The sequence below is a fragment of the Anaerotruncus sp. G3(2012) genome (assembly GCF_000403395.2).
Lineage (GTDB): Bacteria > Bacillota > Clostridia > Oscillospirales > Ruminococcaceae > Anaerotruncus.
Genome location: NZ_KE159674.1, coordinates 110689 through 133804, shown reverse-complemented (window position 1 = coordinate 133804; position 23116 = coordinate 110689). Strand labels below are relative to the sequence as shown.

The 23116-nt window shown below is 51.6% G+C and carries 27 protein-coding genes; 14 read left to right on the top strand and 13 right to left on the bottom strand.

The features are described from left to right. Entirely contained in the window at positions 1–1287 is a 1287-nt protein-coding gene (locus C814_RS14415) for a TRAP transporter large permease (RefSeq protein WP_016316082.1), read from the bottom strand. Further along, positions 1287–1769, bottom strand: a complete 483-nt coding sequence (locus C814_RS14410; RefSeq protein ID WP_016316081.1) for a TRAP transporter small permease — start codon at positions 1767–1769, stop codon at positions 1287–1289. Before C814_RS14410 ends, C814_RS14415 begins: the two co-directional genes overlap by 1 nt. A 316-nt stretch (positions 1770–2085) precedes the next feature. Between C814_RS14410 and C814_RS14405 the strand changes: the two genes are divergently transcribed. Then, entirely contained in the window at positions 2086–3021 is a 936-nt protein-coding gene (locus C814_RS14405) for a LysR family transcriptional regulator (protein WP_016316080.1), read from the top strand. 43 nt (positions 3022–3064) lie between these two features. Here the strand turns inward: C814_RS14405 and C814_RS14400 are convergent, their stop codons facing one another. Continuing rightward, a complete protein-coding gene (locus C814_RS14400) occupies positions 3065–3436 on the bottom strand; it encodes a winged helix-turn-helix transcriptional regulator (RefSeq protein WP_016316079.1) in 372 nt (123 codons plus the stop codon). A 223-nt stretch (positions 3437–3659) separates the two neighbouring features. Between C814_RS14400 and C814_RS14395 the strand changes: the two genes are divergently transcribed. Together C814_RS14395 and C814_RS14390 are read left to right on the top strand one after the other, a co-directional pair. Then, the gene (locus C814_RS14395; RefSeq protein ID WP_016316078.1) at positions 3660–4559 is read left to right on the top strand and encodes a radical SAM protein; all 900 of its coding nucleotides are present in this window, start codon (positions 3660–3662) and stop codon (positions 4557–4559) included. A 10-nt stretch (positions 4560–4569) separates the two neighbouring features. Beyond that, on the top strand, positions 4570–5451 hold the full coding sequence (locus C814_RS14390; protein ID WP_016316077.1) for a radical SAM protein: 882 nt from the start codon (positions 4570–4572) through the stop codon (positions 5449–5451). Positions 5452–5517: 66 nt separating this feature from the next. On the opposite strand, the gene C814_RS14385 is transcribed toward C814_RS14390, so the two are convergent. Next, positions 5518–6270 (bottom strand): hypothetical protein, encoded by a 753-nt coding sequence (locus C814_RS14385; protein ID WP_016316076.1) that lies wholly within the window; start codon positions 6268–6270, stop codon positions 5518–5520. A gap of 208 nt (positions 6271–6478) precedes the next feature. Between C814_RS14385 and C814_RS14380 the strand changes: the two genes are divergently transcribed. Continuing rightward, the gene (locus C814_RS14380; RefSeq protein ID WP_016316075.1) at positions 6479–7489 is read left to right on the top strand and encodes a sugar-transfer associated ATP-grasp domain-containing protein; all 1011 of its coding nucleotides are present in this window, start codon (positions 6479–6481) and stop codon (positions 7487–7489) included. A 268-nt stretch (positions 7490–7757) separates the two neighbouring features. Here C814_RS14380 and C814_RS14375 read toward each other — a convergent pair whose 3' ends face one another. The 3 genes from C814_RS14375 to secD all read right to left on the bottom strand — a co-directional run bounded on the left by C814_RS14375 (position 7758) and on the right by secD (position 10924). Continuing rightward, positions 7758–8570 carry a sugar phosphate isomerase/epimerase family protein gene (locus C814_RS14375; RefSeq protein ID WP_016316074.1) on the bottom strand — a complete coding sequence of 271 codons (813 nt, stop codon included), beginning with the start codon at positions 8568–8570 and terminating at the stop codon, positions 7758–7760. A gap of 63 nt (positions 8571–8633) precedes the next feature. Beyond that, the gene (gene secF, locus C814_RS14370; RefSeq protein WP_016316073.1) at positions 8634–9557 is read right to left on the bottom strand and encodes a protein translocase subunit SecF; all 924 of its coding nucleotides are present in this window, start codon (positions 9555–9557) and stop codon (positions 8634–8636) included. Continuing rightward, complete coding sequence (secD, locus tag C814_RS14365; RefSeq protein ID WP_016316072.1) at positions 9557–10924, bottom strand: preprotein translocase subunit SecD; 1368 nt, start codon at positions 10922–10924, stop codon at positions 9557–9559. Before secD ends, secF begins: the two co-directional genes overlap by 1 nt. Before the next feature lie 245 nt (positions 10925–11169). On the opposite strand from secD, the gene C814_RS14360 reads away from it, so the two are divergent. After that, the gene (locus C814_RS14360; protein WP_016316071.1) at positions 11170–11796 is read left to right on the top strand and encodes a YitT family protein; all 627 of its coding nucleotides are present in this window, start codon (positions 11170–11172) and stop codon (positions 11794–11796) included. A 151-nt stretch (positions 11797–11947) separates the two neighbouring features. Here the strand turns inward: C814_RS14360 and C814_RS22380 are convergent, their stop codons facing one another. The 6 genes from C814_RS22380 to C814_RS14335 form a co-directional block, all read right to left on the bottom strand. Continuing rightward, a complete protein-coding gene (locus C814_RS22380) occupies positions 11948–12484 on the bottom strand; it encodes a hypothetical protein (RefSeq protein ID WP_016316070.1) in 537 nt (178 codons plus the stop codon). Positions 12485–12497: 13 nt separating this feature from the next. Beyond that, positions 12498–13034 (bottom strand): hypothetical protein, encoded by a 537-nt coding sequence (locus tag C814_RS14355; RefSeq protein WP_016316069.1) that lies wholly within the window; start codon positions 13032–13034, stop codon positions 12498–12500. Positions 13035–13110: 76 nt separating this feature from the next. After that, on the bottom strand, positions 13111–13728 hold the full coding sequence (locus C814_RS14350; RefSeq protein WP_016316068.1) for a J domain-containing protein: 618 nt from the start codon (positions 13726–13728) through the stop codon (positions 13111–13113). Next, positions 13725–14603, bottom strand: a complete 879-nt coding sequence (locus C814_RS14345) for a DUF5685 family protein (RefSeq protein ID WP_016316067.1) — start codon at positions 14601–14603, stop codon at positions 13725–13727. The genes C814_RS14350 and C814_RS14345 overlap by 4 nt, the downstream gene beginning before the upstream one ends. 232 nt (positions 14604–14835) lie before the next feature. After that, positions 14836–15609 carry a sulfite exporter TauE/SafE family protein gene (locus tag C814_RS14340; protein ID WP_016316066.1) on the bottom strand — a complete coding sequence of 258 codons (774 nt, stop codon included), beginning with the start codon at positions 15607–15609 and terminating at the stop codon, positions 14836–14838. Position 15610: 1 nt separating this feature from the next. Then, the gene (locus C814_RS14335; protein WP_016316065.1) at positions 15611–16051 is read right to left on the bottom strand and encodes a MarR family winged helix-turn-helix transcriptional regulator; all 441 of its coding nucleotides are present in this window, start codon (positions 16049–16051) and stop codon (positions 15611–15613) included. Positions 16052–16321: 270 nt separating this feature from the next. Here C814_RS14335 and rpsF point away from each other — a divergent pair, with 270 nt between their 5' ends. From rpsF to C814_RS14290, 9 genes are all read left to right on the top strand, one after another. Further along, on the top strand, positions 16322–16639 hold the full coding sequence (rpsF, locus tag C814_RS14330; RefSeq protein WP_016316064.1) for a 30S ribosomal protein S6: 318 nt from the start codon (positions 16322–16324) through the stop codon (positions 16637–16639). A 21-nt stretch (positions 16640–16660) separates the two neighbouring features. Beyond that, complete coding sequence (locus C814_RS14325; protein ID WP_016316063.1) at positions 16661–17116, top strand: single-stranded DNA-binding protein; 456 nt, start codon at positions 16661–16663, stop codon at positions 17114–17116. A gap of 69 nt (positions 17117–17185) precedes the next feature. Beyond that, on the top strand, positions 17186–17440 hold the full coding sequence (gene rpsR / locus C814_RS14320) for a 30S ribosomal protein S18 (RefSeq protein ID WP_016316062.1): 255 nt from the start codon (positions 17186–17188) through the stop codon (positions 17438–17440). A gap of 217 nt (positions 17441–17657) precedes the next feature. Further along, positions 17658–18050: a hypothetical protein gene (locus C814_RS14315; protein ID WP_016316061.1), complete on the top strand. Its 393-nt coding sequence runs from the start codon at positions 17658–17660 to the stop codon at positions 18048–18050. A gap of 113 nt (positions 18051–18163) precedes the next feature. Further along, a complete protein-coding gene (locus C814_RS14310) occupies positions 18164–19435 on the top strand; it encodes a DUF1576 domain-containing protein (RefSeq protein ID WP_016316060.1) in 1272 nt (423 codons plus the stop codon). Between the two features lie 116 nt (positions 19436–19551). Further along, positions 19552–19917 carry a hypothetical protein gene (locus C814_RS14305; protein WP_016316059.1) on the top strand — a complete coding sequence of 122 codons (366 nt, stop codon included), beginning with the start codon at positions 19552–19554 and terminating at the stop codon, positions 19915–19917. 219 nt (positions 19918–20136) lie between these two features. Next, positions 20137–21321, top strand: coding sequence for an acetyl-CoA C-acetyltransferase (locus C814_RS14300; protein WP_016316058.1), 1185 nt, complete (start codon positions 20137–20139; stop codon positions 21319–21321). A gap of 133 nt (positions 21322–21454) precedes the next feature. Continuing rightward, positions 21455–22231 (top strand): enoyl-CoA hydratase-related protein, encoded by a 777-nt coding sequence (locus C814_RS14295; RefSeq protein WP_016316057.1) that lies wholly within the window; start codon positions 21455–21457, stop codon positions 22229–22231. 34 nt (positions 22232–22265) lie between these two features. Then, complete coding sequence (locus C814_RS14290) at positions 22266–23108, top strand: 3-hydroxybutyryl-CoA dehydrogenase (protein ID WP_016316056.1); 843 nt, start codon at positions 22266–22268, stop codon at positions 23106–23108. The last annotated feature ends 8 nt before the right edge of the window (positions 23109–23116 follow it).

Genomic DNA, 23116 nt, shown 5'->3' with positions numbered 1-23116 from the left:
TTAAACCAGCATCATGCTTAATGGCGGACAGAAGGTAATCAGCAGCAGGCAGAGGATAAACGCGATCAGGAATGGAACAGTTGCCTTTGCCAGCTTAATCATGGGAATTTTGGTCATACCCGAGGCGACAAACAGGTTGATCCCCATCGGCGGTGTGACCATGCCGATGGCCAGATTTGCCGTCATGATGATACCGAAGTGAACCGGGTCCACACCGACAGCGGTTGCGATCGGCAGCAGGATCGGAGTCAGAATCATGATGTTCGGGATGTTGTCGATAATCATACCGCACACCAGCATGATAATGTTCATCAGCAGCAGGATCACGATTTTGTTGTCGGTCACACTGAGCACAGCTTTGGAGATCGTCTGCGGGTAGCGCAGCAGGGTCATGACCCGCGCAAACGCATTTGCCGCCGCGATGACAAACAGGATATTTACATAGGTCTTTGCACCGGAGACGAATACCCGTCCCAAGTCCTTGACACGCAATGTCTTATAGGCGAAAATACAGACCAACAGACCATAAATGACCGAGATCACCGCCGCTTCGGTCGGGGAGCAGATGCCGGAGTAGATACAGCCCAGAATCACAACCGGGGTCAGCAATGCCCAGAAGCTCTCCTTGAACAGCGGCAGAAAGCCTTTTGCGCGGATGGACTGGTAGTTTGCCATCAGCTTCTCGCGGTCCTCACCCTTGCGGATGCAGTAGATGTAGCAGTAGACCATCAAAGCAACGCCGATCAGCACGCCAGGAATGATGCCCGCGATGAACAGCGATGACGGGGAGGTATTCGCTGCCGCCGCATAGACGATATACGAGATGGAAGGCGGGATAATGACGCCCAGCCCACCGGCCACTGTCACGATCGAAGTTGCAAATACCAGGTCATAGCCCATTTCGACCAGGAAAGGGATGGTCATAGCACCAACCGCAGAAACAGTCGCAGGGGAGGAACCTGAAATCGCTGCATAGAACATGCAGGTTACGACCACCGCACAAGGGAAACCTGCACGTTTGTTGCCAATGAAGTAGGCGAAGAAGTCGAACAGACGCTTGGAAAGGCCACCTTCCGCCATAATCATGCCGGATACCATAAACAGCGGGACCGCCAGCAGCGTGAAGCTGTTCATGCCCGAGAACATGCCGCGCACAACATCAGAAGGACCATAGTTGAGGCCGCCAAGCAGGTTCGGCAGCATCGCCAGCAGTCCAAACACACCGCCTACCGGCAGAGAAATGACCAGAAATACCGCCAGCAGGAGCAGAAACAAACCGATTGCCATTATGCTTCCTCCTTTACACCCTTAAAATCGAGAATGATGATCTGAACCAATCGGAAGATACTGAGGGCAAAACAGAAGGTCATGACATGATAAAGCCCCGCAACCGGGATTTGCAACGCCGGGCTTTTCTGGTTGACGCTTGCCGCGTTCGCTGCGACCTCCAGCCCACCTTTGATGCAAAAGCCCATAAATACGATCATAATGGCATTGCAGACATAATTCAGGACATTTTGCACTGCTTTGGGCAGCATCACCGTCAAAGTGTCCACCCGGATCGCACTGCGGTGCCGGATGGAACAGGACAGGCAGAAAAATGCGCTCAGTGCAAGGCAATAGCAGCAGATTTCGTCCGACCAGCCCAGCGGACTTTTAAAACAATACCGCAGGATAACATTCGCAAACGACAGAACCGTCATGATTACCAGGAAGAATGCCAGGCAAACATATTCGAAGTTCTTGTCAAGCCATTTCAAAAATGACATGAAAAAATTCCTCCTCCGTTTTCGTTTTGCTTTGCAAGCTTTTTGAACAGTTTCTCTCCTCTTGCGTCATGGTTTTATTATAAAATTCCCATATAAATAAGTAAAGTTAATTAAATTTAGTTTTTCATTAAGTTTTTCTAATAGTTATATTCTTCACCTGGAATCCATACACAATTTGCATAAATCAGTCTGTCAACTATTTGTCAAATTGATAAAACAGGAATGATTGCTTGTGAAATAGTATAAACTTTTCTCTATTTTTTCTATCTTTTCACCAATGTTTTTTTATAGCAAAACTGGAAGGAAGCGATTGGCAATGGATTTAAAGCAGTTGGAATATATAGTTGCAATTGAAAAATATGGAACCATGAGCGATGCTGCGGTGGGGTTGTTCATCACCCCATCGGCGCTGAACCAGCAGCTGCTCAAGCTGGAAAAAGACCTGGGCATCCCGCTCTTCAACCGTCGCCGCCGCCATATGGAGCCGACGGAAGCCGGGCGGGTCTACCTGGATGCCGCAAAGCAGATGCTCGCACTGCGGCAGGCTACCTATGCCCAGCTGCAAGACCTCGCCAACTGCCATACCGGCTCCTACCATGTAGGGCTGACCTTCGAGCACAGCTCGGATATGTTCGCACGCATCTACCCGCCGTTCCATCAAAAATACCCCGGTATCTCGATCCAATGCCACCAGCTTCTGGTGCCGGAAATGCTGGATATGCTGCTGACGGGTCAGCTGGACATTGCCTTTGTCCTGGGGGGAAGACCGGAAATCTATGAAGCAGAGTATATCCCGCTGAGTGCGGAAAACCTGCTGCTCGGGGTGCAGCGCAGCCATCCGGTTGCCCAGCTCGCAGGCCCGGCAGACCAGCAGCCCTGCAATATCATTGACCTTTCCCTCCTGAAGGATGAAGCCTTCGCCACTGCTCTGAAAAGCTCCACGATGCGCACCGAGCTGATCGACCCGATTTTTGAACGGGAACAGTTCCACCCACGGATTATGATGGAATCCAGCTTTAACTCTTTCCTGCAACAGCTGGCTGCACTGGGCGTCTGCGTTTCTATTGTGCCACAGTCGCGCGTCACAAATCACCGGGACATTGCATGGTTTTATCTGCCCGGCTACCCGAGGTTCCAGTTCGGGGTGGCCTACCCCAAAAACTATCGCCTGAACCGGGCGCTAAACGATTTTATCGAACTGGCTCGGCAGGATGCGCAGACCTATTTGCAGTGCCCTCCACCGGAAATCTGATAAAAAAGAGCGAAACAACCGGCAATCGTTGTTTCGCTCTTTTTTATGGATTTTTCTGATATGGATTTTGATATTCCGGGCATAACCAGGTCTCGCTCCACTCCATCATCGTTTGGAGAACTGGGATAAAACTTTCCCCAAACGCGGTCAGGGAGTATTCCACTTTCGGAGGGATCTCCTTGTAAACCTCCCTGTGCAGAAATCCATCCTGTTCCAATTCCCGCAGCTGCTTCGTCAGGGTGGACTGTGTAATCCCATCCAGACGCCGCATCAGCTCCCCAAACCGCTGCACTCTATAAAAAGCCACATACCACAGGATCAAAATTTTCCATTTGCCGCCTATGACCGATTGCAGCCTGCTCATAGGAACACAGCGCGCGATCGTCTTTTCGTCGCTGAATTTGTTTTCTGCCATAAAAACCCCCTCTTTTTCCATCAAAAGTATACCCCAAAGCCGATGTCAAATCAAGATATGGGATTCGGCTGTTTAGGCTGTTTCGGCTGCTTCGGTATCCAAAATCATACTATCGCTAAAAAAAGACCGTACTTGAAATACGCGGGATGTTGAGATATGTTTGAGATACAGGAGTTGATCCGGACGATTCTGAACCACAAAACCAACAAAAGGAGCGATCTTTATGCACTATACTGGAACGATATGGCGTCCGCCATATGAAGCATCCTCCCTGCTTCTGGAAGTTACCGCAGGATGCACCCATCACAAGTGTAAATTTTGCACACTCTATGATGATCTGCCGTTTTCATTCAGGATGTCGCCGCTTGAGGTCATAGAGGACGATCTGAAAGAAGCCGAATCACGGTTGCAGTTATGGAAAGACAGGCAGATAACCCGGACTTTTTTGACTGGGGCAAACCCGTTTGTGCTGAAAACCTCACGGCTCATCGAGATCGCAGAGCGCATCCAGAACCATTTCCCAGGTAACAGGAGTATCGGCTGTTTCTCGAGGATAACGGATGTTGCCTTGAAAAGCGATAAGGAGCTTTTAGAGCTGCATGATGCCGGATATGACTATCTGACAATCGGGGTCGAAACAGGCGATGACAACGCATTGGAATTTATGAACAAGGGTTACCTGTCAAAAAATATTCTAACCGAGTGCAAGCGGCTGGACCACGCGGGAATCCACTACCATTTCTTTTACCTCACGGGGATTTCCGGCTCAGGCCAAGGGGAAGCCGGTGCGGAAGCGACCGCGCGGATCTGCAACCAACTGCATCCCCAAATCATTGGGGCAAGTATGCTGACGATTTATCCCGATTCAGAACTTTACGCGGAAATGCAAAAAGGGAACTGGCAGGAAGAAACCGAAATCGAAAAATACAAAGAATTAAAAACATTGGTGGAGCATCTGGACATTCCCGTTTGGTTCGGCGCGTTGGGCGCTTCCAACCCGATACCCGTTCAAGGCAGGCTGCCAGAGGATAAGCAGGAAATCCTGTCCATATTGAACGAGATTATTGAACGTGTGAGTGAAGAGGAATTGCGAAATTACCGCAAAAATCTCCGCCATTTGTAGAGGTGGGCCGATGCATTTCACTGAAAGGACATGGCGACCGCATTATGAAGCCAGTTCCTGCATCATCCAACTAACTTCCGGCTGCACCTACCAGAAATGTCACTTCTGCAATCTATATGCGCAGGAGCCATTTCGGCTATCCCATTTGTCGGAGTTTGAAGCGGATCTCGAGGAAATCAAAAAATATCAGCCCCATGCACGAAGAATTTTTTTGACAGGTGCCAATCCATTTGCATTGGGGTACGAACAGCTCAAACCATACCTGCTGACAGTCCGCGACTATTTGATTAAGTGCCAGACGATTGCCATGTTTGCCAGCATACGTGATATTAAAAATAAAGAACCTTGGCAGTTGAGGAAACTGCGGGCCATGGGGGTAAACGGGCTGAGTATTGGCGTAGAAAGTGGAGACGATGAAACCCTTCTGCTGGCGAATAAGGGGTATACTGCACAGGATATTTTAGAGCAATGCAGGAAATTGGAGGAAGCAGAAATTGAATACTATTTTGTATATATGACCGGATTAGCTGGAAACGGTTCCTGCTTTCGGAGTGCGGAAAACAGCGCAAGGCTGTTCAATCAGCTGAATCCACGCTTTATTTCTGTGACTTCACTTACCATCTTCCCAAAAACAAAATTTTTTGATATGGTGCAGCGAGGTCTTTTCACGCCTGCTGAAGAAAAAGAGCGTATTCAAGAGTTGCAGATACTGATTCAAAATTTGCAGATACGAACCCATCTGTTTGCAAACTCCAAATCTAATTTTTACCCCACTGCCGCATATTTGCCAAAAGAACGCAGTTTTATCATCCGGGAATTACAGAACATCATCAATACGGTATCAGAAGAGGAAATGCAGCGATACCGGAGCACGATGCAATCATTAGAATAAAACAGGATCATTAACAGGGGCGACAGCTCGAAATGCTGCCGCCCCTGTGGCTATTATTTCTGTGGTTTATTGTGCGTCTGACTGATAAGGAGAGATCGAAAACGCATTGCTCTGCGGCGGCAGGCTGCGGGTAGAAATCTGGCTGTGCTCGATATGCAGCTTGGTCTGCGGCTGGATTTCCTTCAGGTCGATTCCCTCCACCGTAGTCTCCTCATTAAAGTGAAAGACATAGGGCATCTGGCCATCAAAATCCGTCATCTCAATCGAACCTTCTTTGGGGTTCGAAGGATCAAAAGAAACAGAAAGAACAACGCCGTCGTAGCTCACCGATTCCTCCATATCAAAATCAGGAAGCTCATCACTGCCGGCCGGAACCTCGTCTGTATCGTTAATCTGTACCGCAACGGCCTCATTCTTCTCATTCAGGACATAAAAAATCTCCAGTTCTGCACCGTTGGCAAGCGCGCCATCCTCTATGGTGTAAGAGGTATCTTTGGTCAGCGCGATATTGAGGCTCCCATTGGCGTCTCCGCCGTGGGAGGGCTTCATGATAAGTACCGTCTCCCCAGCATCATTGACCGCAAAATCGTCCACTACTCCGACATAACGGGGAGCACTCATCTTCTCGAGCTGTTGGGAATCAGGAGATGCATCCGATTCTTCCGGAGTAGACTCGGAAGACGCCTTCTCGGAAGAGACCACCCCAGAAGAAACTGCTTCAGAGGACGGGGATGACGAGGCGGCGGGAGCGGATGCCCCGCACGCTGCAAGCGAGACCGCTGCCATCAGGGAAATTGCTGCAATCCAAAAATTTTTCATGGAAAGAACCTCTTTTCTATCTTTTTTGTCGTTGTAGGAATTTGCCTTACATGTATTAGGTGCATGGAACAAGCCAGATTACTGCATCCAAAAAACAGCCGGTTGAAAAAAGTCGAAAAACAGGATATAATATGCGCAGGGGGAAAACGACTCGCCTATTTTTCAGGTGGGCAGTTTCACATAATAGCGTTTGAAGGGACTGGAATTTATGCCTAAATTTACATATATCATAAAACGGATTGCCGGGATGGACTACGGCGCAATGGTGCGCACTGCTAAGACTGTCCATGAACGGACCGGAAAAAATACACTCGCGGTCCTGGCCGACATCATCTCCTGCGGCCTTCGATACCAGGCAGGTTATATGGATTATCTGGTCTTCGAGTTTTACACCCTGACTGCTGCCCAGCGCGCCACCTACATCACCCGCGGGGTAAATAACCGGTATGTCAGCCTTCTGAACCCGCGGGAAAACTGGCATCTGCTCGAGGACAAGGTCGAGTTTCTCAAACGGTTTGACGGATTCCATGGGCGGGACTGGGTCGATCTGCGTGTCTGCGGGAAAGAGGGGTTCGAAGCGTTCTGCAAAAAACATTCCCAGATGGTTGCCAAGCCACTCGACGGCACTTGCGGACGTGGCGTGGAATTCATTGAGCAGTCGGAAAAAAGTGAGATCGTAGGGCTTTACGAAATGCTGATGCAGGGCGGGCAATATCTGGTGGAGGCTTTCATTGTGCAGCATCCACTGGTCAGCCATATCTATCCGCTCTCGGTCAATACACTGCGGCTGGTAACCATCAAAAACCATGATACAGTCCATCTGGTCTTTTTCAGTATGCGGATTGGCAACGGAAAACGGGTGGACAACCTTAACAGTGGAGGAATGGCGGTCATTGTCGACATGGAAGCCGGCGAAATCTGCACCCCCGGAGCGGATAAGGATGGGAAAGCCTATTACACCCATCCGCTGACTGGCGTTGCACTGGTTGGGGCAAAGATCCCGTTTTGCAAAGAGTCAGCCGAGCTGGTCAAACAAGCCGCCATGCGGATTCCCGAGTTGGGCTATATCGCTTGGGACGTCGCACTTACCGAGAAAGGCCCCATCATCATTGAGGCAAATCATTTCCCGGGACATGACATCTATCAGTTTCAGGTGCATCTCGGCGCGGATAAGATTGGCCTTGCCCCCAGATTCGACAAGGCGGTTGAGGGGATTTGACCCCTGCCCACCTTTCTCTTTTTTTCGGCATCCTCTCTGCTGGAAAAAAGGAAGGATGATTGTCATTTTCCGAGGATACGCGAAGCAGAAAAAGCATTCCTGGAAAGACAAAACGACATGACCACAAATGGTCATGCCGCATTTGATAAAAACCATGGTTGTCCCCTTCACATTTGAAATGTGGAGGGGACAAATAAACTGGTCTTTTCCTGTTGACCGAACTTCTTCCACAGAACAGGGGTTGTGCGCCCACCGATGGTTTGGCATGTCATGTTTTCAGATAGCCAAAGCTCTCCGGCTTTTTCCCATCCGCGAGCTGTAAAAGCAGTGCGTAGCTCGCCTCCAGTTCCCCATAGGTCCCATAGCTGTTGCGATAAACTTCCTCGATCACCGCTCCATCAAACCCCTGCGATTTTAGCTGTGCGATCAATCCGACCAGATCAGAATTGCCGCTTCCGACGGTAAGACAGTCGCTGGCATCGTCCCGGTCACTGATATGCAGATGGGCGATCTGCCTTCCCATCGCGCCCGCCATTTCCGAGACGGAAAAACCTGCACGCACACTTTGTTTGACATCCAGCACAAAGCGTGCTTCCGGCAGGCAGTGTGCCATACTGCGGAAAAATGCGGGATTCCATGCCGCACAACGCGGCACATTCTCCTGCGCAACCGTAACACCCATCCGTTCTCCGGCCTCCATCACCCCTTGGAACCGCTCACAGTATTCCTCAACCGTTCTTTGTGTCTGCCTTCTGTCCCCGTGAAAGACCAGCAGGTCAGCACCCAACAGATTTGCCGCCTCAAAAAATTTTTTGTAAAGCTCCAGACCATCCTGATAACGCCGTTCATATGCGGAAAAAAACAGGAGCGGTTCCATTTCCGAGGTAAACGGATGAATCGAAACGATCCGCACCCCTCCCCTATCCGCAATTCTGCGCAGCTCCCGCAGATACGGCTTTTCCAGCTCGCTTGGCGCGTTAATGAAAACCTCCGCTGCTTTTACCCCCAGAACCGCCATCCGTTTCAGAGCGAATTCCGGTACTTCTGGATAGTATGAGGCAGTCGAAATTCCGGCAACCATAACATCCTCCACTCTATTCTGTCAAAACAGACCGCCGTGGGTGCCGGCGGTCTGTTCTCAGTTTCATTTCTGTTTGTTCTGCGCCGCTTTATAGTTCTGCCAGGTTGCCCAGAGAGGACCGGCAAGGCAAACCGACGAATAGGCGCCCGCAACCATGCCAATCAGCATTGGGAGCGAGAAAACGAGGATTGATTCCACATGATAGATGACCGAGATGACACAGACCGTTCCCATCGCAATCACGGTTGAAACCGTTGTATTGATCGAACGCGTCAGGCTCTGGTTGATCGAGACATTGACTACCTCGTCAACCGTCACCTTACTCCCGAGCAAGCGTTTATTTTCACGAATCCGGTCGTAGACCACGATAGTCGCATTGATCGAATAGCCCAAAATGGTCAGGGCTACCGCGATAAAGCTGTCCCCGATTGGGAACCGGAAAAGCACAAACGCTGCAAACACGTACATCACATCGTGGAGCAGGGCGACCACCGAGAATACACCTGCCGACCATCCGCCCATCCTGCGGAACCGGTAGGCGATATACAGGATCATCAAAACAGCTGCTGCTGCAACTGCTACCATGGACTTGACGAAGAAATCCCGCCCGATCGCCGGGTCAACATTGCTGGTCGAGACAACCTCTATCTTGTTGTCCGGGAACTTCTCCTGAAGTGCGGAGGTAATCGCAATCTGCTGGTCAGGGCTGATCCCCTCTTTCACCGACAGGTTCGCAACATAGTTGGTCCTGCCGGTCACGACATCCTGCTGCTCCTGCACCGAAATCTGCTGGCCAAAAGCCTGCTGAATCGTGTCCTCAAACTGGCCCTTGTCAACCGACCCTTCAAATGAGTAGGTTACCAGCGAACCGCCCCGGAAGTTGATGTCCAGCTCTACGCCAAACACCAGAGAGGCGACCAGCGTAACCACCAGCACGACACAGGGAATGGTAAACCAGAGCTTTCTGCGTCCTACAATATCACGCATCACTTCTCACCTCCAAACAGCCAGGGTTTCCGGAAGGCTTTATATTTCGAGATTGATTTTAACATCAGACGGGAAGCGGTGACCCCCATCAGGAAGTTGAAGATCACGCCGACAATCAGGGTATAACCAAACGAATAGATCGCGCCGGTTGCGGAAGGCCCAAACCAGCGGAAAATTGGGCTGAACAGATTGCCCAGAATGCTGTTTGGCGGTCCAAACGCGCCCATCAGCACCGCAGCCACCAGCACCATTGTGATATTGCCGTCAAAAATCGCTGCAAAGGTGCGCTGGAAACCCGAATCAATCGCGCCTTCCAGGGTTCTTCCGTTTTTCAGCTCCTCCTTGATGCGCTCCGACGTGATGACATTCGCATCCACGCCCATACCGATCGAGAGGATGATGCCCGCGATACCCGGCAGTGTCAGGGTGAACGACGGGGCATTCCCGAAGAAACCGGAAATGCAGGCTACCGAGCCGGCAACTTGTCCAACAAGCGCGATGCAGGCTACCACACCCGGCAGGCGGTAGAGCACAATGATATAGAGCGAAACCAGAGCGAATGCAACCGCCCCTGCCATAACCATCGCGTCACGCGCACCCATCCCAAGGGTCGGGGAAATCGAAGAGAAGTTCTCGGTCTCGAGCTTGAACGGGAGCGCACCGCCGTTAATCTTGTCCGCAAGGGATTTGGCCTCCTCCGCAGTGAATGCATACTGGCCGGAGCCTCCCGAGATGATCGCTTCCCCGCTCGGAATCTGCTGGTTGACGTTCGGTGCGGAGATCATGGTATCGTCCATCCAGATCGAAATTTTCTGCCCGACCAGGCGCCCGGTAGCGTCCGCAAACAGTTTCGCACCCTCGCTGGTCAGCTTGAGCGAGACAATATATTCGTTATTCTCCGGATTGATCCCTGCTTCGGCTTTTTCAACGTCTTTACCCTCAAGGATCACCGGCCCGCTGGTGTTCTCCCGGAAGGTCAGAAGCGCTGTCTCCCCCAGCTCTTTCACAGCGGTTTCAGGGTTGAAGTCGCTCTCCCCTTCTTTCCAGGGAAATCGAACGATAATGCGGTCCTTATTATAATCGGTATAAACCTCGGAATCGGTGATGTTCTGCGAAACCAGACGCACCTTGATGATTGATTCCGCGGCAGCCATTTCGTCGTCGGTCGCGTCATAATCGTCCGGCGGGCTGAATGTTACATCCACGCCGCCCCGGATATCGATGCCCCAGCGTATATCGCCCGCGCCCTTGATGAACGTGGTCTTGTTGTCCCCATAGCTGTACGAAAGCCCAAAGAACGACATCGCTGTAAGCAGGACGATAACCGCGACAACCACGAAAAACATCGGCTTGCCAACTTTTTTCATCTGCTTAATCCTCCTTGCACCGCGCCGCACAGCTGTGGGCGCGCCAATTGCCGCAATACGGCACTTTTTCTATTATAGGTGAAACTGCTAAAAAAGTCAATCAGATTTTGGAGCTGAACCCGTATTCTGCCTATGTTGCAAAGTAAAAATTCTGTGGTATGATAGGCAGGAAACCTGATTTTTGGTTTCATCTCAGAATACTGTCAGCGGAACAAAGACAGGAAAACCAAAAAGGAGTTGTTATCATGCGTTCCCCAAATCGGGCATTATCTCTTTTGAGATGCTATGGCCCGCTGGTGCTCGGCGCTTCCATTCTTTCGTTTGGGCTTTATAACGTGCACAGCCCGAGTGGGATCACCGAAGGCGGTGTACTGGGGATGACCCTGCTGCTTCACCACTGGTTCGGCATTTCCCCATCTATCAGCGGTTTCCTGATGGACGTGAGCTGTTATCTGCTTGCATTTCGGTTTCTGGGGACCTCGTTCGCCCGGTACGCACTCGTTGCCAGTTGTAGTTTTGCGGTTTCCTACGCATTTTATGAGCGGTTTCCACCGCTTCTTCCCGATCTTTCCGGACACCCGCTGACCGCTGCGGTAGTTGGAGGGCTTTTTGTTGGGCTGGGAGTCGGGCTGGTGGTGCGCAGGGGCGGCGCTTCCGGCGGGGACGACGCGCTCGCGCTGGTGATCTCCCATCTCACCCGAATCCCGATCTCCCGCGCGTACCTTTCCACAGACCTCACCGTTCTGGCGCTCTCTCTGAGCTATCTCCCGCTGAGCAAGATTGCCTGCTCGCTTGTGACTGTCACCATCTCCTCTTATGTGATCGGGAAGGTGCACACATACGGCGAACAGGCAAAATCTGAGCCGGCATGACAGTGGATCAAGCAGGGGAATAGATACCTGTGTGAAAAATATTACAGCAGCTCTAGATGTGCGCCACTCCGCTGCAAAATCCAAAGAACAAGCGGTCGAAAAAACAGAACATAAAAAGAGCACTCCGCGCCTTTTCAGGGCGCGGAGCTGTTTATTCCTGGATAGTGACGGTTACCGGCGTCTCCAGCGTCCCGACCAGATCGAGCGTCTGAGGGTCGACCGCGTTGATGTAAGCGGTCGCGGGATAGGCTCCAGGAGAGCCTGGGATCAGCTTGAGGGATGCCTTTTCTATGTACTGGTTGGGGGCGATAAACTGGGACTGGTAACAAACCGACTCGGAGCCCTCCAGCCGGATTTCGACCACCATCAGATACTGATTGACAGCCGGATTCCCAATCAGCAGTTCCCCATCCTTCCCGTTCCTGGTAAAGGACGGGGCGGTATTGAGCTGATACACGAAATCGGTTTCACTGGCTGGCTGCCCCACGTTTTCAGAGCCAGGAAGCCTGCCGATTTTGGCGGCGGGGTCCAAGCCCTCCACCTGATAGATCCGCTGGATTTCGTTTCTGTCGATCCCGCCTCTAAAAAAAAGAAATACGCCGAATCCGATCAGCAGAATACAGAACAGCGAAAGTACCAAAACAAGGAACAGATTGGTGCGGGAGCGCGACCTGTATCTGACCGACATAAAAACACCTGCCTTAAAAAATTTTGCGTAGGATTTTGGGCCGAAACCACTCGACATAGAATCGCAGTACCTGGGTCAGCATGGAATCATACATCAAAAAGGTGAGATTTGCCATGCCTAGGACAATATATGTGGCATATTGTCCAAAACTGCCCCAGCCGTCAAGAAGGTCCGGGATGCCAAACACATAGAGGCAGATATAATAAAATGCTACAAGCACCAGATTAAAAAGTACGAGCTTTGCCAGATAGGCGAACGGGCGAAAAAGCCGTTGGAATACCGGGCGGATCATCGGATAATAGCCCAGCAGAAGAATGAACAACAGCTTTGCTTCCTGGTCAGGGATCAAAAAAAGGGAAAGCAAAGAAACCGAGAGATAAACCATCAAAGCTGTCCGAACACCATTCTCCTCTGAAACGGCAATCAGGACAATCCCCGCAAAGGCGGGAAAAACATAGGAAGAAAACGGGATCAACCCGGTCATGAACAGCATCAGCAGGCAGACCGCGGCGGAGAGCCCGCCGATTGCAACCTGTGTACTTTTTTTCATAGAGTGCCTCCAAAGCGGGATGGGATAGAAACCAAAGCCTGTTTCAAAAAGGATGTTCCGATTTTTTGACCAGGCTTTAGAAGCAGCCGCCGCAATCCATGCAGCAGTTGGCGCAGTAGAGCGCAGCACAGATATCACAGCAGCTGCATGGCGCAGCATTCATGTGCGTCGTATATCCGCCCTGGCCATAACGGGCCTGACCGGTCTGACGCTGCCAGAGAAGCTGGTTATAAGCCGCAGAATACTCCCTGTTCTGGGGATTCATTGCACACGCCTTCTGGAAACTCTGGAGCGCGTCGTCCAGCCATCCGCGGGAATAGTAGATGCTGCCTTTCAGAAAATACCACTCTGCATCCCGGCTGCCGGCCGAAACCCCGTCCAACAGTTCCTGTGCCTCGGCGAGCCTTCCCGCATTGATCATTCTGCGGATGTCCGCAAACTGGGATGAGCCGCCATAGCCGCCGGTATAGCCACCGCCGCCATAGGTGGAACCGCCCTGCCCGGCCTTGCGCTGTGCAAGGATCGCATCGTACGCCTGATTGATCTCCTGCATCTTTTCTTCCGCAAGGTCAGAGAGCGGATTGTTCACATAGTTGTCGGGGTGATACTTTTTAGCAAGCTCCCGGTAGGCAGATTTCACCTGCTCATCCGTTGCAGTGGGGGAAACCCCTAAGACCTTATAAGGATCTGTCATCTGCGTTTCGTCTCCTTTGGCAACAAGATTCGTTCAACGGTATCGCGAAGCCCCAAATAGACAATGTTGTCCAAGATCGGCTTATAATACTGCAAGTCAAGCAGGTCATATGTTTTTTCCAGCTCGGCGATCGTGAGGAACAGGGAGCCTTTCGCGTTCTCCCGGATGGCCGCGAGCTGTTCGTCCGAGGGGATAGCATCCAGATGCTCCCGCAGCAGAAAGGCGTTGTAGCTGCCCTGACGAACATCTTCCTCCAGATCGTCCAGCGCATCCGCAAGATAGACATACCGCCCCAGCAGATACCCAAACCGCAGCAGCACCCGTTTGCAGCCGGGTTCCTCCGAAAGCTGCCCGCAAAGCCCCGAAAGCGCAAGGGCGGTCGGCTCACTCGCCTGATCCACACTGTCACACCGCTCGCTTTCGATCAGACTCTGCCTGCTGATCGTCTCATAGAGGATTGAGGCTGTTTCGGGATAGACGTCCGCCGCTTTCCGGTAGGCAAACCATACCAAAGGCTTGCAGGCCAGAGAACCCAACCGCTGAACAAACCCGCCGTCGTTATAATTGTCGAGCAGTTTGAAATAGAGGGTCAGCATTGCGGCCCCCCCTGCGAACTCCAAAGCCCCGCTTTCTTCACAACACGGCGCTTTTTTCAGTGGGTTCAGCATACACCGCCGAAGCGAAAAATCCTGCGGCTTGTCTTGGAGTGACATCTGAAGCAGCGCAAGAAAGGTAAAATCATAGCTGAGGGTGAGCCGAGAGAATGGGCCGTATGTGCGGCCCAGCTGCTTACACAGTCCACAGTAAACCGCCTTGTAGGTTTCGTATTCACAAACCCGCATCTGCGGCTTAAAGGGCTTCACATATCCAAACATAGTGTGCTCCATTACAAGATACTTAACGATACCAGTTTACACGAATCAGCTTCCAATTTGTTTAATAAACTATGAATTGTCTAAAAAACCCTGTAAATTTGTAGCGAAAAGACCGCGCAGACTGTCACAACCGATCAGAACGCCGGATTCTTTTTATTCGCGTCTGTTTGAAACCGGCTGAGAACGTGTTTCACGCTTTCTTTGCCGAAGATACAAAACGAATTCCCTGCGTTTACAGAAGATTGAACAGAAAAATAGCAAGTCCCAGAAGAACCAAAATGACCCCGGTCGCCCGGTTTAACGTCTTTGGTTCTGCCCTATTCGCAAAGATTGCCGCAACTCTGGCCCACAGGAAGGTAAAAAGTATGCATAACGCCATAACCAACCAGTCCGGGGAGCCGCCAATCCGGAAATGGGAAACAGCACCAGTCAGTGCGGTAAACGTCATGATAAATACGCTGGTGCCGACGGCTGTCTTCAGCTCATATCCCAGAACGGAGGTCAGTATCAGGAGCATCATCATGCCGCCACCCGCTCCGACAAACCCGCAGATGAAGCCGATGAGGATTCCACAGGCAACCGACTGAACCGCCCTTTTCCCGGGGGCTGTCCGCTTCATCGCTTCCTTGGTGGTCATCACCGGTCTCACAATAAATTTGATGCCGAGAAGGAAGGTCATAAATATTGAAAAATTCCCCATCGCCGCAGAAGGGATCAGGCTCGAAACATAACTCCCAACGACGGTGAACAATAAAACGCTGCACATCATGAGGAATCCATTTCTGATGTCCAGATTTTGATTCTTTTTATAGGTGTAGGCGGATACTGCGCTCGCCAGCACATCAGACGAAAGTGCAATTCCAACCGCCATATAGGGCTCTATATGCAGAAAGCTGATAAGCATGGGGCTGATTACGGCAGCGGCACTCATCCCCGCAAAGCCGGTCCCGAGGCCCGCGCCCATACCGGCAAAAAAGGTCACTGCGATTGTCATAAGCAGTTCCATATCACATCTTCCCCTTCATCATGTTCGTTGTATTTTGATCAATCCTGTCCAATGTTCCAAGGAAATTCTGGTACTGTGCCGCATCAATGCCCTGGAAAAGCTGCTCCAAAAACTGGCTTTGAATGATATGTCCCTGTTCTATAAAAGGAGCGGCTTTTTCGGTACAGACCAAAATCGTTTTCCTGCGGTCTCCGGGCGCAGGCCTTCGCTCCAGCAGCCCTTCATTCACCAGGCGATCCACATTGATCGAAACAAGATTGGCCTTGATGCCTCTGATTTGCACAATATCCCGCGCAGTATTCAGGTTCGGATTGTTTGCAAGAAACATGAGGATGTCAAAAGCAGTCTGCGGAATCTGCGTCTTCTTGCAGATTCCCTTGCAGATCTGTCCATAGGCCCGCAGAATTTTATAGGGGAGTTCAATCCCCTTTATAAAGTCCATAGATTCACTTCCTTATTATTCAAAAATGAACTATTCAATTTTAGAATTACTATAGCAAAAACAGCATATCTTGTCAACCTACCATTTCTCGAAAAACGCTTTTAGAGTGGCCTTTTCGAAAAAACGTCGAATTTTCCTCCACTGGCACTTGACGAACCTTTCCGCTTCTGCTATAATTTACTGGTTAGTCACGGGATCATGTCCTGTAACTTCAACATCCTTGCTCTGTCCGTTCGAGGCAGGGCCTAAAGTCCAAAAGGAGGTGTTCAAATGGCACAGCTGAAAGCAAATTACGAGACTGTCATGGTATTCAGTGTGAAGAACGGTGAGGAATCGGTGAACGCTCTGGTTGAGAAGTTCAACACTCTGATCGCCGACAATGCGACCATCAACAAGGTGGATACCTGGGGGCAGCGCACACTGGCCTACCCGATCAACGACGAGACGGTTGGTCATTATGTAGTTGTTGAGTTTACCTCGTCCCCAGAATTCCCTGCAGAGCTTGACCGTATCTACAAGATTACGGACGGCGTTCTTCGCAGCCTGATCGTTGCGAAAGAGGAAGCAACCCAGGCGGAGGAAGCATAAGGACAAGGATGGTGTACGGCTATGTTAAATAGAGCGATCCTGATGGGCCGTCTCGTTGCCGATCCTGAACTGAGACAGACCCCAAACGGCATTTCGGTCTGTTCGTTCACCATTGCGATCGACCGCAACTACGCCAAGGACCGGGAACGTCAGGCTGATTTTATCGACATCGTTGCATGGCGGCAGAGCGCGGAATTTGTTTCGCGGTATTTTGCCAAAGGCAAGATGATTATTGTGGAGGGTTCGATTCAGACCCGCCTCTATGAGGATAAAAACGGCAATAAGCGCAAGGCGGTTGAAGTGGTCGCGGATAATGTGCAGTTCGGCGAATCCAAAAATGCCAGTGCGGGCGCACCGCAGGATTATCGTACTCCTGCGCCAACACAGGCTCCCCCTCAGCCCGCTGTTTCCTATTCGAGCGGTGATGTGGGCGACTTTGCCGAGATGCCTGCTGATTCGGACGATCTGCCGTTCTAATTAACTAGAGTATTCTCCCCCGCATTTTCCGCGGCACACTGAAGAAACCGTATAAGGAGGTTTGTGATTATGGCTTTCGAGAGAGAAAACAGAGGTCCCCGCTCCGGCGGCAGAAAAGGCAGAAAAAAAGTCTGCTCGTTCTGTGTCGATAAGCTCGGCCCGATCGATTATAAGGATGTCCCGCGCCTGAGAAGATACCTGAGCGAACGTGCAAAAATTGTTCCCCGCCGTGTAACCGGTACCTGTGCGCGCCATCAGCGTCAGCTTACCATTGCGATTAAGCGCGCCCGTCATCTTGGTCTGCTGCCCTATGTCAGCGACTAATTTTGCTGATAGATACTGAACGATTTTTATGGCTGCTGTTTCTGGAAACAGCAGCTATATTTTATTTGTTCACCCTTTTTGATTCTCTCCTAAGACTTCCCTTTTCGGATTTTTTTATTTGGTTTTTGTTCACACTGTTCACATCGGATACATTGATCGTTTGTGGATTTTATGGTAGTATTTTGAACATGGAATGTAAAATGAAAGAAGGACGATTATGAACTGGCTTAGAAGGATGATGTACGGAAGATATGGTTCGGATCAGCTCAATGTTGCGATGCTGGTCTTGAGTATTGCGCTCTTGCTGGTCAGCAGGCTTCTGCGAATCCGGATTTTTTATTGGTTGTCGTTTATTCTGTTAGTACTCTGCTACCTGCGGATGTTTTCCCGCAATATCACGCGGCGGCATGAAGAAAACCAGAAGTTCCTGCGCTACTGGTTCCCCATGCGTGAACGTTGGTACCGGATGACCGATAACCTGCGGGACTGCCGTACCCATCGCCATTTTAAATGCCGCAACTGTGGGCAGAAGCTGCGTGTTCCACGCGGCCGCGGAAAGGTAAGCATCACCTGCCCCAGATGTGGAAATCAATTTCTGGGGAAAACCTGATGAAATCCTGTAATTTTACCAAAAAACACCTTGGCGTATCTCTAAAAATATGGTAAAATCAGCACATACTGACCCGACAACCAGTACGGCCGTTGCTTACAGGAGGTGTGGATTTGCGGCGTTCTTTAACCTACAATGCCAAACATCCCAGCGATTTCATCCAATCCACCATGCTCATCTTTTCCCTCTTGCTGATCGGATATGGCTTCCTGTGCGATCCGCCCTGGCAGATCGCAATCGGGCTTTATCAGATCGTCACCACGCAGGCAGTCTTAATTACCGATTCCATGCTGATTGGTGGAGTTGGCGCGGCATTCGTCAATGCGGGGCTGGTGACGCTCATCTCGGTTTTTCTGCTTCGGATAGCCAAGGTCCCATTTTCCGGAATCAGTGTGGCCTGCCTGTTTTTGATGGCGGGTTTTTCCCTGTTCGGTAAAGACATCAGCAACATCTTCCCTATCATCATCGGGGGCTACCTCTACTCTCTCTATAAGCAAGAGCCTTTTTCCCGTTATATCTACATATCCCTTTTCGGAACAGCGCTCGCTCCGGTCGTCACCGAGATCGCTTCGATCGGGCAGAATGGCACCCCGCTTTTTCGCTATCTTATCGGCTGTCTGATCGGTCTGCTGATCGGGTTTGTTCTGCCGCCGCTCGCCGCCTATACCTTGCGGGTGCACCAGGGATACAATCTCTATAATGTCGGCTTTACTGCCGGATTGATCGGCATGGTGCTCGCTTCCCTGTTCAAATCCTTCGGACATGAGTTTGATTCCCGGATGGTTTGGAGCACCGGGTATAACCTGCCGTTTTCAATCTTCCTGTTTTTACTCTTTGGAATTATGGTTTTTACCGGCTTTTGGCTAAATGGGAAGTGCTTTTCCGGTTTTTCCCGTATCCATCGCCACACTGGCCGCTCGGTGGCGGACTTCATCCTGCTCGACGGTTACCCCCTCGTGCTGATTAACATGGGAGTGGTTGGTGGTTTCGCGACCGCTTATGTGCTGCTGGTCGGTGGTGATCTCAACGGTCCGACAATCGGCGGTATCCTGACCATCTGTGGATTTGGTGCATTTGGTAAGCATATGCGCAATATCGTCCCAGTGATGGCGGGGGTGGTCATAAGCTCTTATTTTATGGTCTGGAAGTTGGATTCCCCCAGCGTGCTTTTGGCAGCCCTTTTTTCGACCGGGCTCGCCCCGATCTCTGGGCAGTACGGCTGGAAATGGGGGATCCTTGCGGGAATCCTGCACGCTTCGGTCGTGCTCAACACCAACATTCTACACGGCGGATTGAATCTTTACAACAACGGATTTGCTGCGGGGCTGGTCTGTATGGTGCTGTTGCCGCTGATCGAGGCATTCCGCAAAGAAGATGGTGATTAGGGCTTGCTTGAAAACTGTAAACCGGACGATCATTTTAGCTTTCAGGCAGCCCCTGGATGGTTCAGGAAGCAGCGCTTCGCTGTTTCGCGATAAAAACAGGAAAGGAAGTGGTAGGGATGAATGCGACTATCAAAAAGATGACCCGAATTATGGATGAGCTGACTTATTTTTTCTTTAGTGTCGGCTCTCAGGGGATACGGATTAACCTGCTGCGGCTGGAAAACGGATGCGAACTGCACTTTTCAAGCGGATACAGCCCTTCGGAGCGCGCCCGGGTCAACGACCTTGAACGCTTTCTACAGGTGGAAGAATCCGAACGGGACCAAAGCCTGGAGGAATTTTTCTGGCAGCTCGCAGGCTCTAACCGTAACGGGGGCGGGCAGGACTCCGAACTGCATTTGATTGGGCAGATGATCGACCGCGCTTCGGTACAGATCACCGACGAACGGGTGGATCTGGTGCTTTTCAAACAGCGGGATTGACAGGGCTGGTACTTGCAGGAAAAAATGCGTTTTTCCTGCTTTTCCCGATACAGGAGACAAAAAACTGCATTAGGTTGTGTTTTTTGCAGGAAAATTTGCGGAAAAACGGAAGGATTCTAGCAATTTGTGCGAAACTGGTGTATACTGGGCTAGTAATTCACCGCCTGTGAGCGGGGTTGAAGAAGTGGAAGACCAAAATAAATAACGGAGGCGTTTATTATGGCAAGAGAAGTAGTACTGGTTGGCGCTGTGCGTACCGCGCTCGGCAGAATGGGCGGCTCGCTGGCGAATGTTCCGGCGGCGGAGATGGGTTCTATCGTGATTAAGGAAGCGCTCAACCGCGCCGGGGTCAAGCCGGAGGCGGTCGATGAGGTGCTGATGGGCTGCGTGCTCCAGGGCGCTTTGGGGCAGAACGTTGCACGTCAGGCCGCAGTGAAGGCGGGGGTTCCGGTCGACGTCCCTGCACTGACTGTCAATAACGTCTGCGGCTCCGGCCTGAAATGCGTCAACATGGCGGCTGCAATGATCCTAGCCGGTGAAGCGGATATCATCGTTGCAGGCGGCATGGAGAATATGTCGGCGGCTCCGTTTGCGCTGCCGCAGGCGCGTTACGGCTACCGCATGAACAACGGCACGCTGGTTGACACAATGATTAAAGATGCGCTCTGGGATGCGTTCAATGACTACCATATGGGCATCACCGCAGAGAATGTCGCCGAGAAATATGGCATCACCCGCGAGATGCAGGATGCGTTTGCCGCGCAGAGCCAGCAGAAATGTGAAGCTGCCCGGAAAGCCGGTAAATTTGATGAAGAGATCGTCCCGGTGCCGGTCAAGGTGAAAAAAGAGACCGTGATGTTCGATAAGGACGAGTTCCCGCGCGACGGTGTGACCGTTGAAGGGCTTGCAAAGCTCAAGGGCGCATTCAAGAAGGACGGCACTGTCACCGCTGCAAACGCTTCCGGCATCAATGACGGTGCGGCTGCGATCGTCGTCATGAGCGCTGAAAAAGCGGCTGAACTGGGCATCAAGCCGATGGCGAAATGGATCGGCGGTGCCTCCGCTGGTGTCGACCCGGCATACATGGGCATTGGCCCTGCCGCCTCTACCCAAAAACTGTTTGCAAAGACCGGACTCAAGATCGAGGATATGGACCTGATCGAGGCAAACGAGGCATTCGCGGCACAGGCACTGGCCGTTGGCATGGACCTGAAATGGGATCCCGCCAAGGTCAATGTCAATGGCGGCGCCATCTCGATTGGACATCCGGTCGGTGCATCCGGCTGCCGTATCCTGGTTACCCTGCTCTATGAGCTGAAACGCCGTGAAGCCGGTAAGGGCCTTGCTACCCTCTGCGTCGGCGGCGGCATGGGTGTGTCGGCGGTTGTCGAAAATATCAAATAAGGATTTTTCCAGCAGGCCGCCGGGAACGGCGGCCTACATCCCATTTCTTCCGGAACCGGTTCCGGGACATTGTTGTATGTGTGGCGGTTTTGGGCCGCGTATGTGTGAGAAGTATTTTTTTAGGAGGATTTGTGTGGAATTTGTAAAGTATGAGCAAAAAGGCTTTGTAGGGATCATGACGATCAACCGTCCAAAGGCGATGAATGCGCTCAATGCACAGGTGTTGGATGAGATGGCTGAAACGATCGACAACATCTTGATTGACGAAACCCGCTGCCTGATTATCACCGGAGGGGGAGAAAAAGCCTTTGTTGCGGGGGCTGACATCGCTATGATGCGTGAAATGACCCACGAGGAAGGCAAAGAGTGGAGCCGAAAAGGCAACAGTGTTTTCCGGTCGCTTACCACCCTGCCGATCCCGGTCATCGCCGCAGTCAACGGATACGCATTGGGCGGCGGCTGTGAGCTTGCATCCGCCTGTGATATTCGCATCGCGTCTCACAATGCTGTTTTTTCTCAGCCGGAGGTTTCCCTTGGCATCACCGCCGGGTTCGGCGGCACCCAGCGGCTCGCCCGTATCGTCGGGTTTGGCTGGGCCAAAGAGATGCTCTACACCGCAGGGCGGATCGACGCAAACACTGCGCTCCAGATCGGGTTGGTCAACCATGTCTATCCGCAGGAAAGCCTGATGGAAGAGGCGGTCAAGCTGGCGGAGCGGATCGCCGCAAATGCCCCGATCGCGGTTCGTGCAACCAAAATGGCGGTCAACCGCGGACAGGATGTAGGGAATCAATGGTCGCTGGAGGTCGAGTCCGACCAGTTCAGCACCTGTTTCGAGAGCGAGGACCAGCATAATGCCATGCTTGCATTCCTCGAAAAACGCAAACCAGGCGCATTCTTGAACCGTTAACGGTGAAATTTGAAAAATCAGGAGGTATCCGAAGATGAAAGTTGGAGTAATCGGCGCGGGAACGATGGGTTCCGGTATCGCGCAGGCGTTCGCAGTTACGGATGGATATGAGGTTGTCCTCTGCGACATCTCAGAGGAATTTGCTGCCGGCGGCAAGCAGAGGATCGAGAAAAACCTCTCCCGACTGGTTTCAAAAGGCAAGATGGAGCAGGCCAAGATGGACGACATTCTCGGCCGTATTACGACTGGGCTGAATGATAAGGTCGCCGATTGTGACCTCGTTGTGGAAGCTGCGCTCGAGCGGATGGATCTGAAAAAAGAACTGTTCTCAAAATTGCAGGGGATCTGCAAACCCGAGACGATCTTCGCGTCCAATACCTCTTCCCTCTCGCTGACCGAGATGTCCAAAGGGCTGGACCGTCCGGTGGTCGGAATGCACTTTTTCAATCCCGCCCCTGTCATGAAGCTGGTGGAAGTGATCGCCGGTCTCCAGACTACCCCCGAGACAATGGAAAAAATCTTCGCAATTGCAAAAGAGATCGGTAAAGTGCCGGTCGAGGTGAAAGAGGCGGCGGGTTTCGTAGTCAACCGTGTCCTGATCCCAATGATTAACGAAGGCATTGGCATCTATGCGGATGGAGTCGCTTCGGTGGAGGACATTGATACTGCAATGAAACTGGGCGCAAACCACCCGATGGGGCCGCTGGAGCTGGGCGACCTGGTCGGGCTGGATGTTTGCCTCGCAATCATGGAGGTTCTCTACGCTGAATTCGGCGATCCGAAATACCGTCCGCATCCCCTGCTCCGCAAGATGGTTCGCGGCGGTATGCTCGGCAGGAAAACAGGCAAAGGCTTCTACGATTACACCAATCGGTAATGTCTGCG

Bases quoted from the DNA above. Each gene is read 5' to 3' on its own strand.
- C814_RS14415 (WP_016316082.1), bottom strand. From the start codon at position 1,287: ATGGCAATCGGTTTGTTTCTGCTCCTGCTGGCGGTATTTCTGGTCATT.
- C814_RS14410 (WP_016316081.1), bottom strand. From the start codon at position 1,769: ATGTCATTTTTGAAATGGCTTGACAAGAACTTCGAATATGTTTGCCTG.
- C814_RS14405 (WP_016316080.1), top strand. From the start codon at position 2,086: ATGGATTTAAAGCAGTTGGAATATATAGTTGCAATTGAAAAATATGGA.
- C814_RS14400 (WP_016316079.1), bottom strand. From the start codon at position 3,436: ATGGCAGAAAACAAATTCAGCGACGAAAAGACGATCGCGCGCTGTGTT.
- C814_RS14395 (WP_016316078.1), top strand. From the start codon at position 3,660: ATGCACTATACTGGAACGATATGGCGTCCGCCATATGAAGCATCCTCC.
- C814_RS14390 (WP_016316077.1), top strand. From the start codon at position 4,570: ATGCATTTCACTGAAAGGACATGGCGACCGCATTATGAAGCCAGTTCC.
- C814_RS14385 (WP_016316076.1), bottom strand. From the start codon at position 6,270: ATGAAAAATTTTTGGATTGCAGCAATTTCCCTGATGGCAGCGGTCTCG.
- C814_RS14380 (WP_016316075.1), top strand. From the start codon at position 6,479: ATGCCTAAATTTACATATATCATAAAACGGATTGCCGGGATGGACTAC.
- C814_RS14375 (WP_016316074.1), bottom strand. From the start codon at position 8,570: ATGGTTGCCGGAATTTCGACTGCCTCATACTATCCAGAAGTACCGGAA.
- secF (WP_016316073.1), bottom strand. From the start codon at position 9,557: ATGCGTGATATTGTAGGACGCAGAAAGCTCTGGTTTACCATTCCCTGT.
- secD (WP_016316072.1), bottom strand. From the start codon at position 10,924: ATGAAAAAAGTTGGCAAGCCGATGTTTTTCGTGGTTGTCGCGGTTATC.
- C814_RS14360 (WP_016316071.1), top strand. From the start codon at position 11,170: ATGCGTTCCCCAAATCGGGCATTATCTCTTTTGAGATGCTATGGCCCG.
- C814_RS22380 (WP_016316070.1), bottom strand. From the start codon at position 12,484: ATGTCGGTCAGATACAGGTCGCGCTCCCGCACCAATCTGTTCCTTGTT.
- C814_RS14355 (WP_016316069.1), bottom strand. From the start codon at position 13,034: ATGAAAAAAAGTACACAGGTTGCAATCGGCGGGCTCTCCGCCGCGGTC.
- C814_RS14350 (WP_016316068.1), bottom strand. From the start codon at position 13,728: ATGACAGATCCTTATAAGGTCTTAGGGGTTTCCCCCACTGCAACGGAT.
- C814_RS14345 (WP_016316067.1), bottom strand. From the start codon at position 14,603: ATGTTTGGATATGTGAAGCCCTTTAAGCCGCAGATGCGGGTTTGTGAA.
- C814_RS14340 (WP_016316066.1), bottom strand. From the start codon at position 15,609: ATGGAACTGCTTATGACAATCGCAGTGACCTTTTTTGCCGGTATGGGC.
- C814_RS14335 (WP_016316065.1), bottom strand. From the start codon at position 16,051: ATGGACTTTATAAAGGGGATTGAACTCCCCTATAAAATTCTGCGGGCC.
- rpsF (WP_016316064.1), top strand. From the start codon at position 16,322: ATGGCACAGCTGAAAGCAAATTACGAGACTGTCATGGTATTCAGTGTG.
- C814_RS14325 (WP_016316063.1), top strand. From the start codon at position 16,661: ATGTTAAATAGAGCGATCCTGATGGGCCGTCTCGTTGCCGATCCTGAA.
- rpsR (WP_016316062.1), top strand. From the start codon at position 17,186: ATGGCTTTCGAGAGAGAAAACAGAGGTCCCCGCTCCGGCGGCAGAAAA.
- C814_RS14315 (WP_016316061.1), top strand. From the start codon at position 17,658: ATGAACTGGCTTAGAAGGATGATGTACGGAAGATATGGTTCGGATCAG.
- C814_RS14305 (WP_016316059.1), top strand. From the start codon at position 19,552: ATGAATGCGACTATCAAAAAGATGACCCGAATTATGGATGAGCTGACT.
- C814_RS14300 (WP_016316058.1), top strand. From the start codon at position 20,137: ATGGCAAGAGAAGTAGTACTGGTTGGCGCTGTGCGTACCGCGCTCGGC.
- C814_RS14290 (WP_016316056.1), top strand. From the start codon at position 22,266: ATGAAAGTTGGAGTAATCGGCGCGGGAACGATGGGTTCCGGTATCGCG.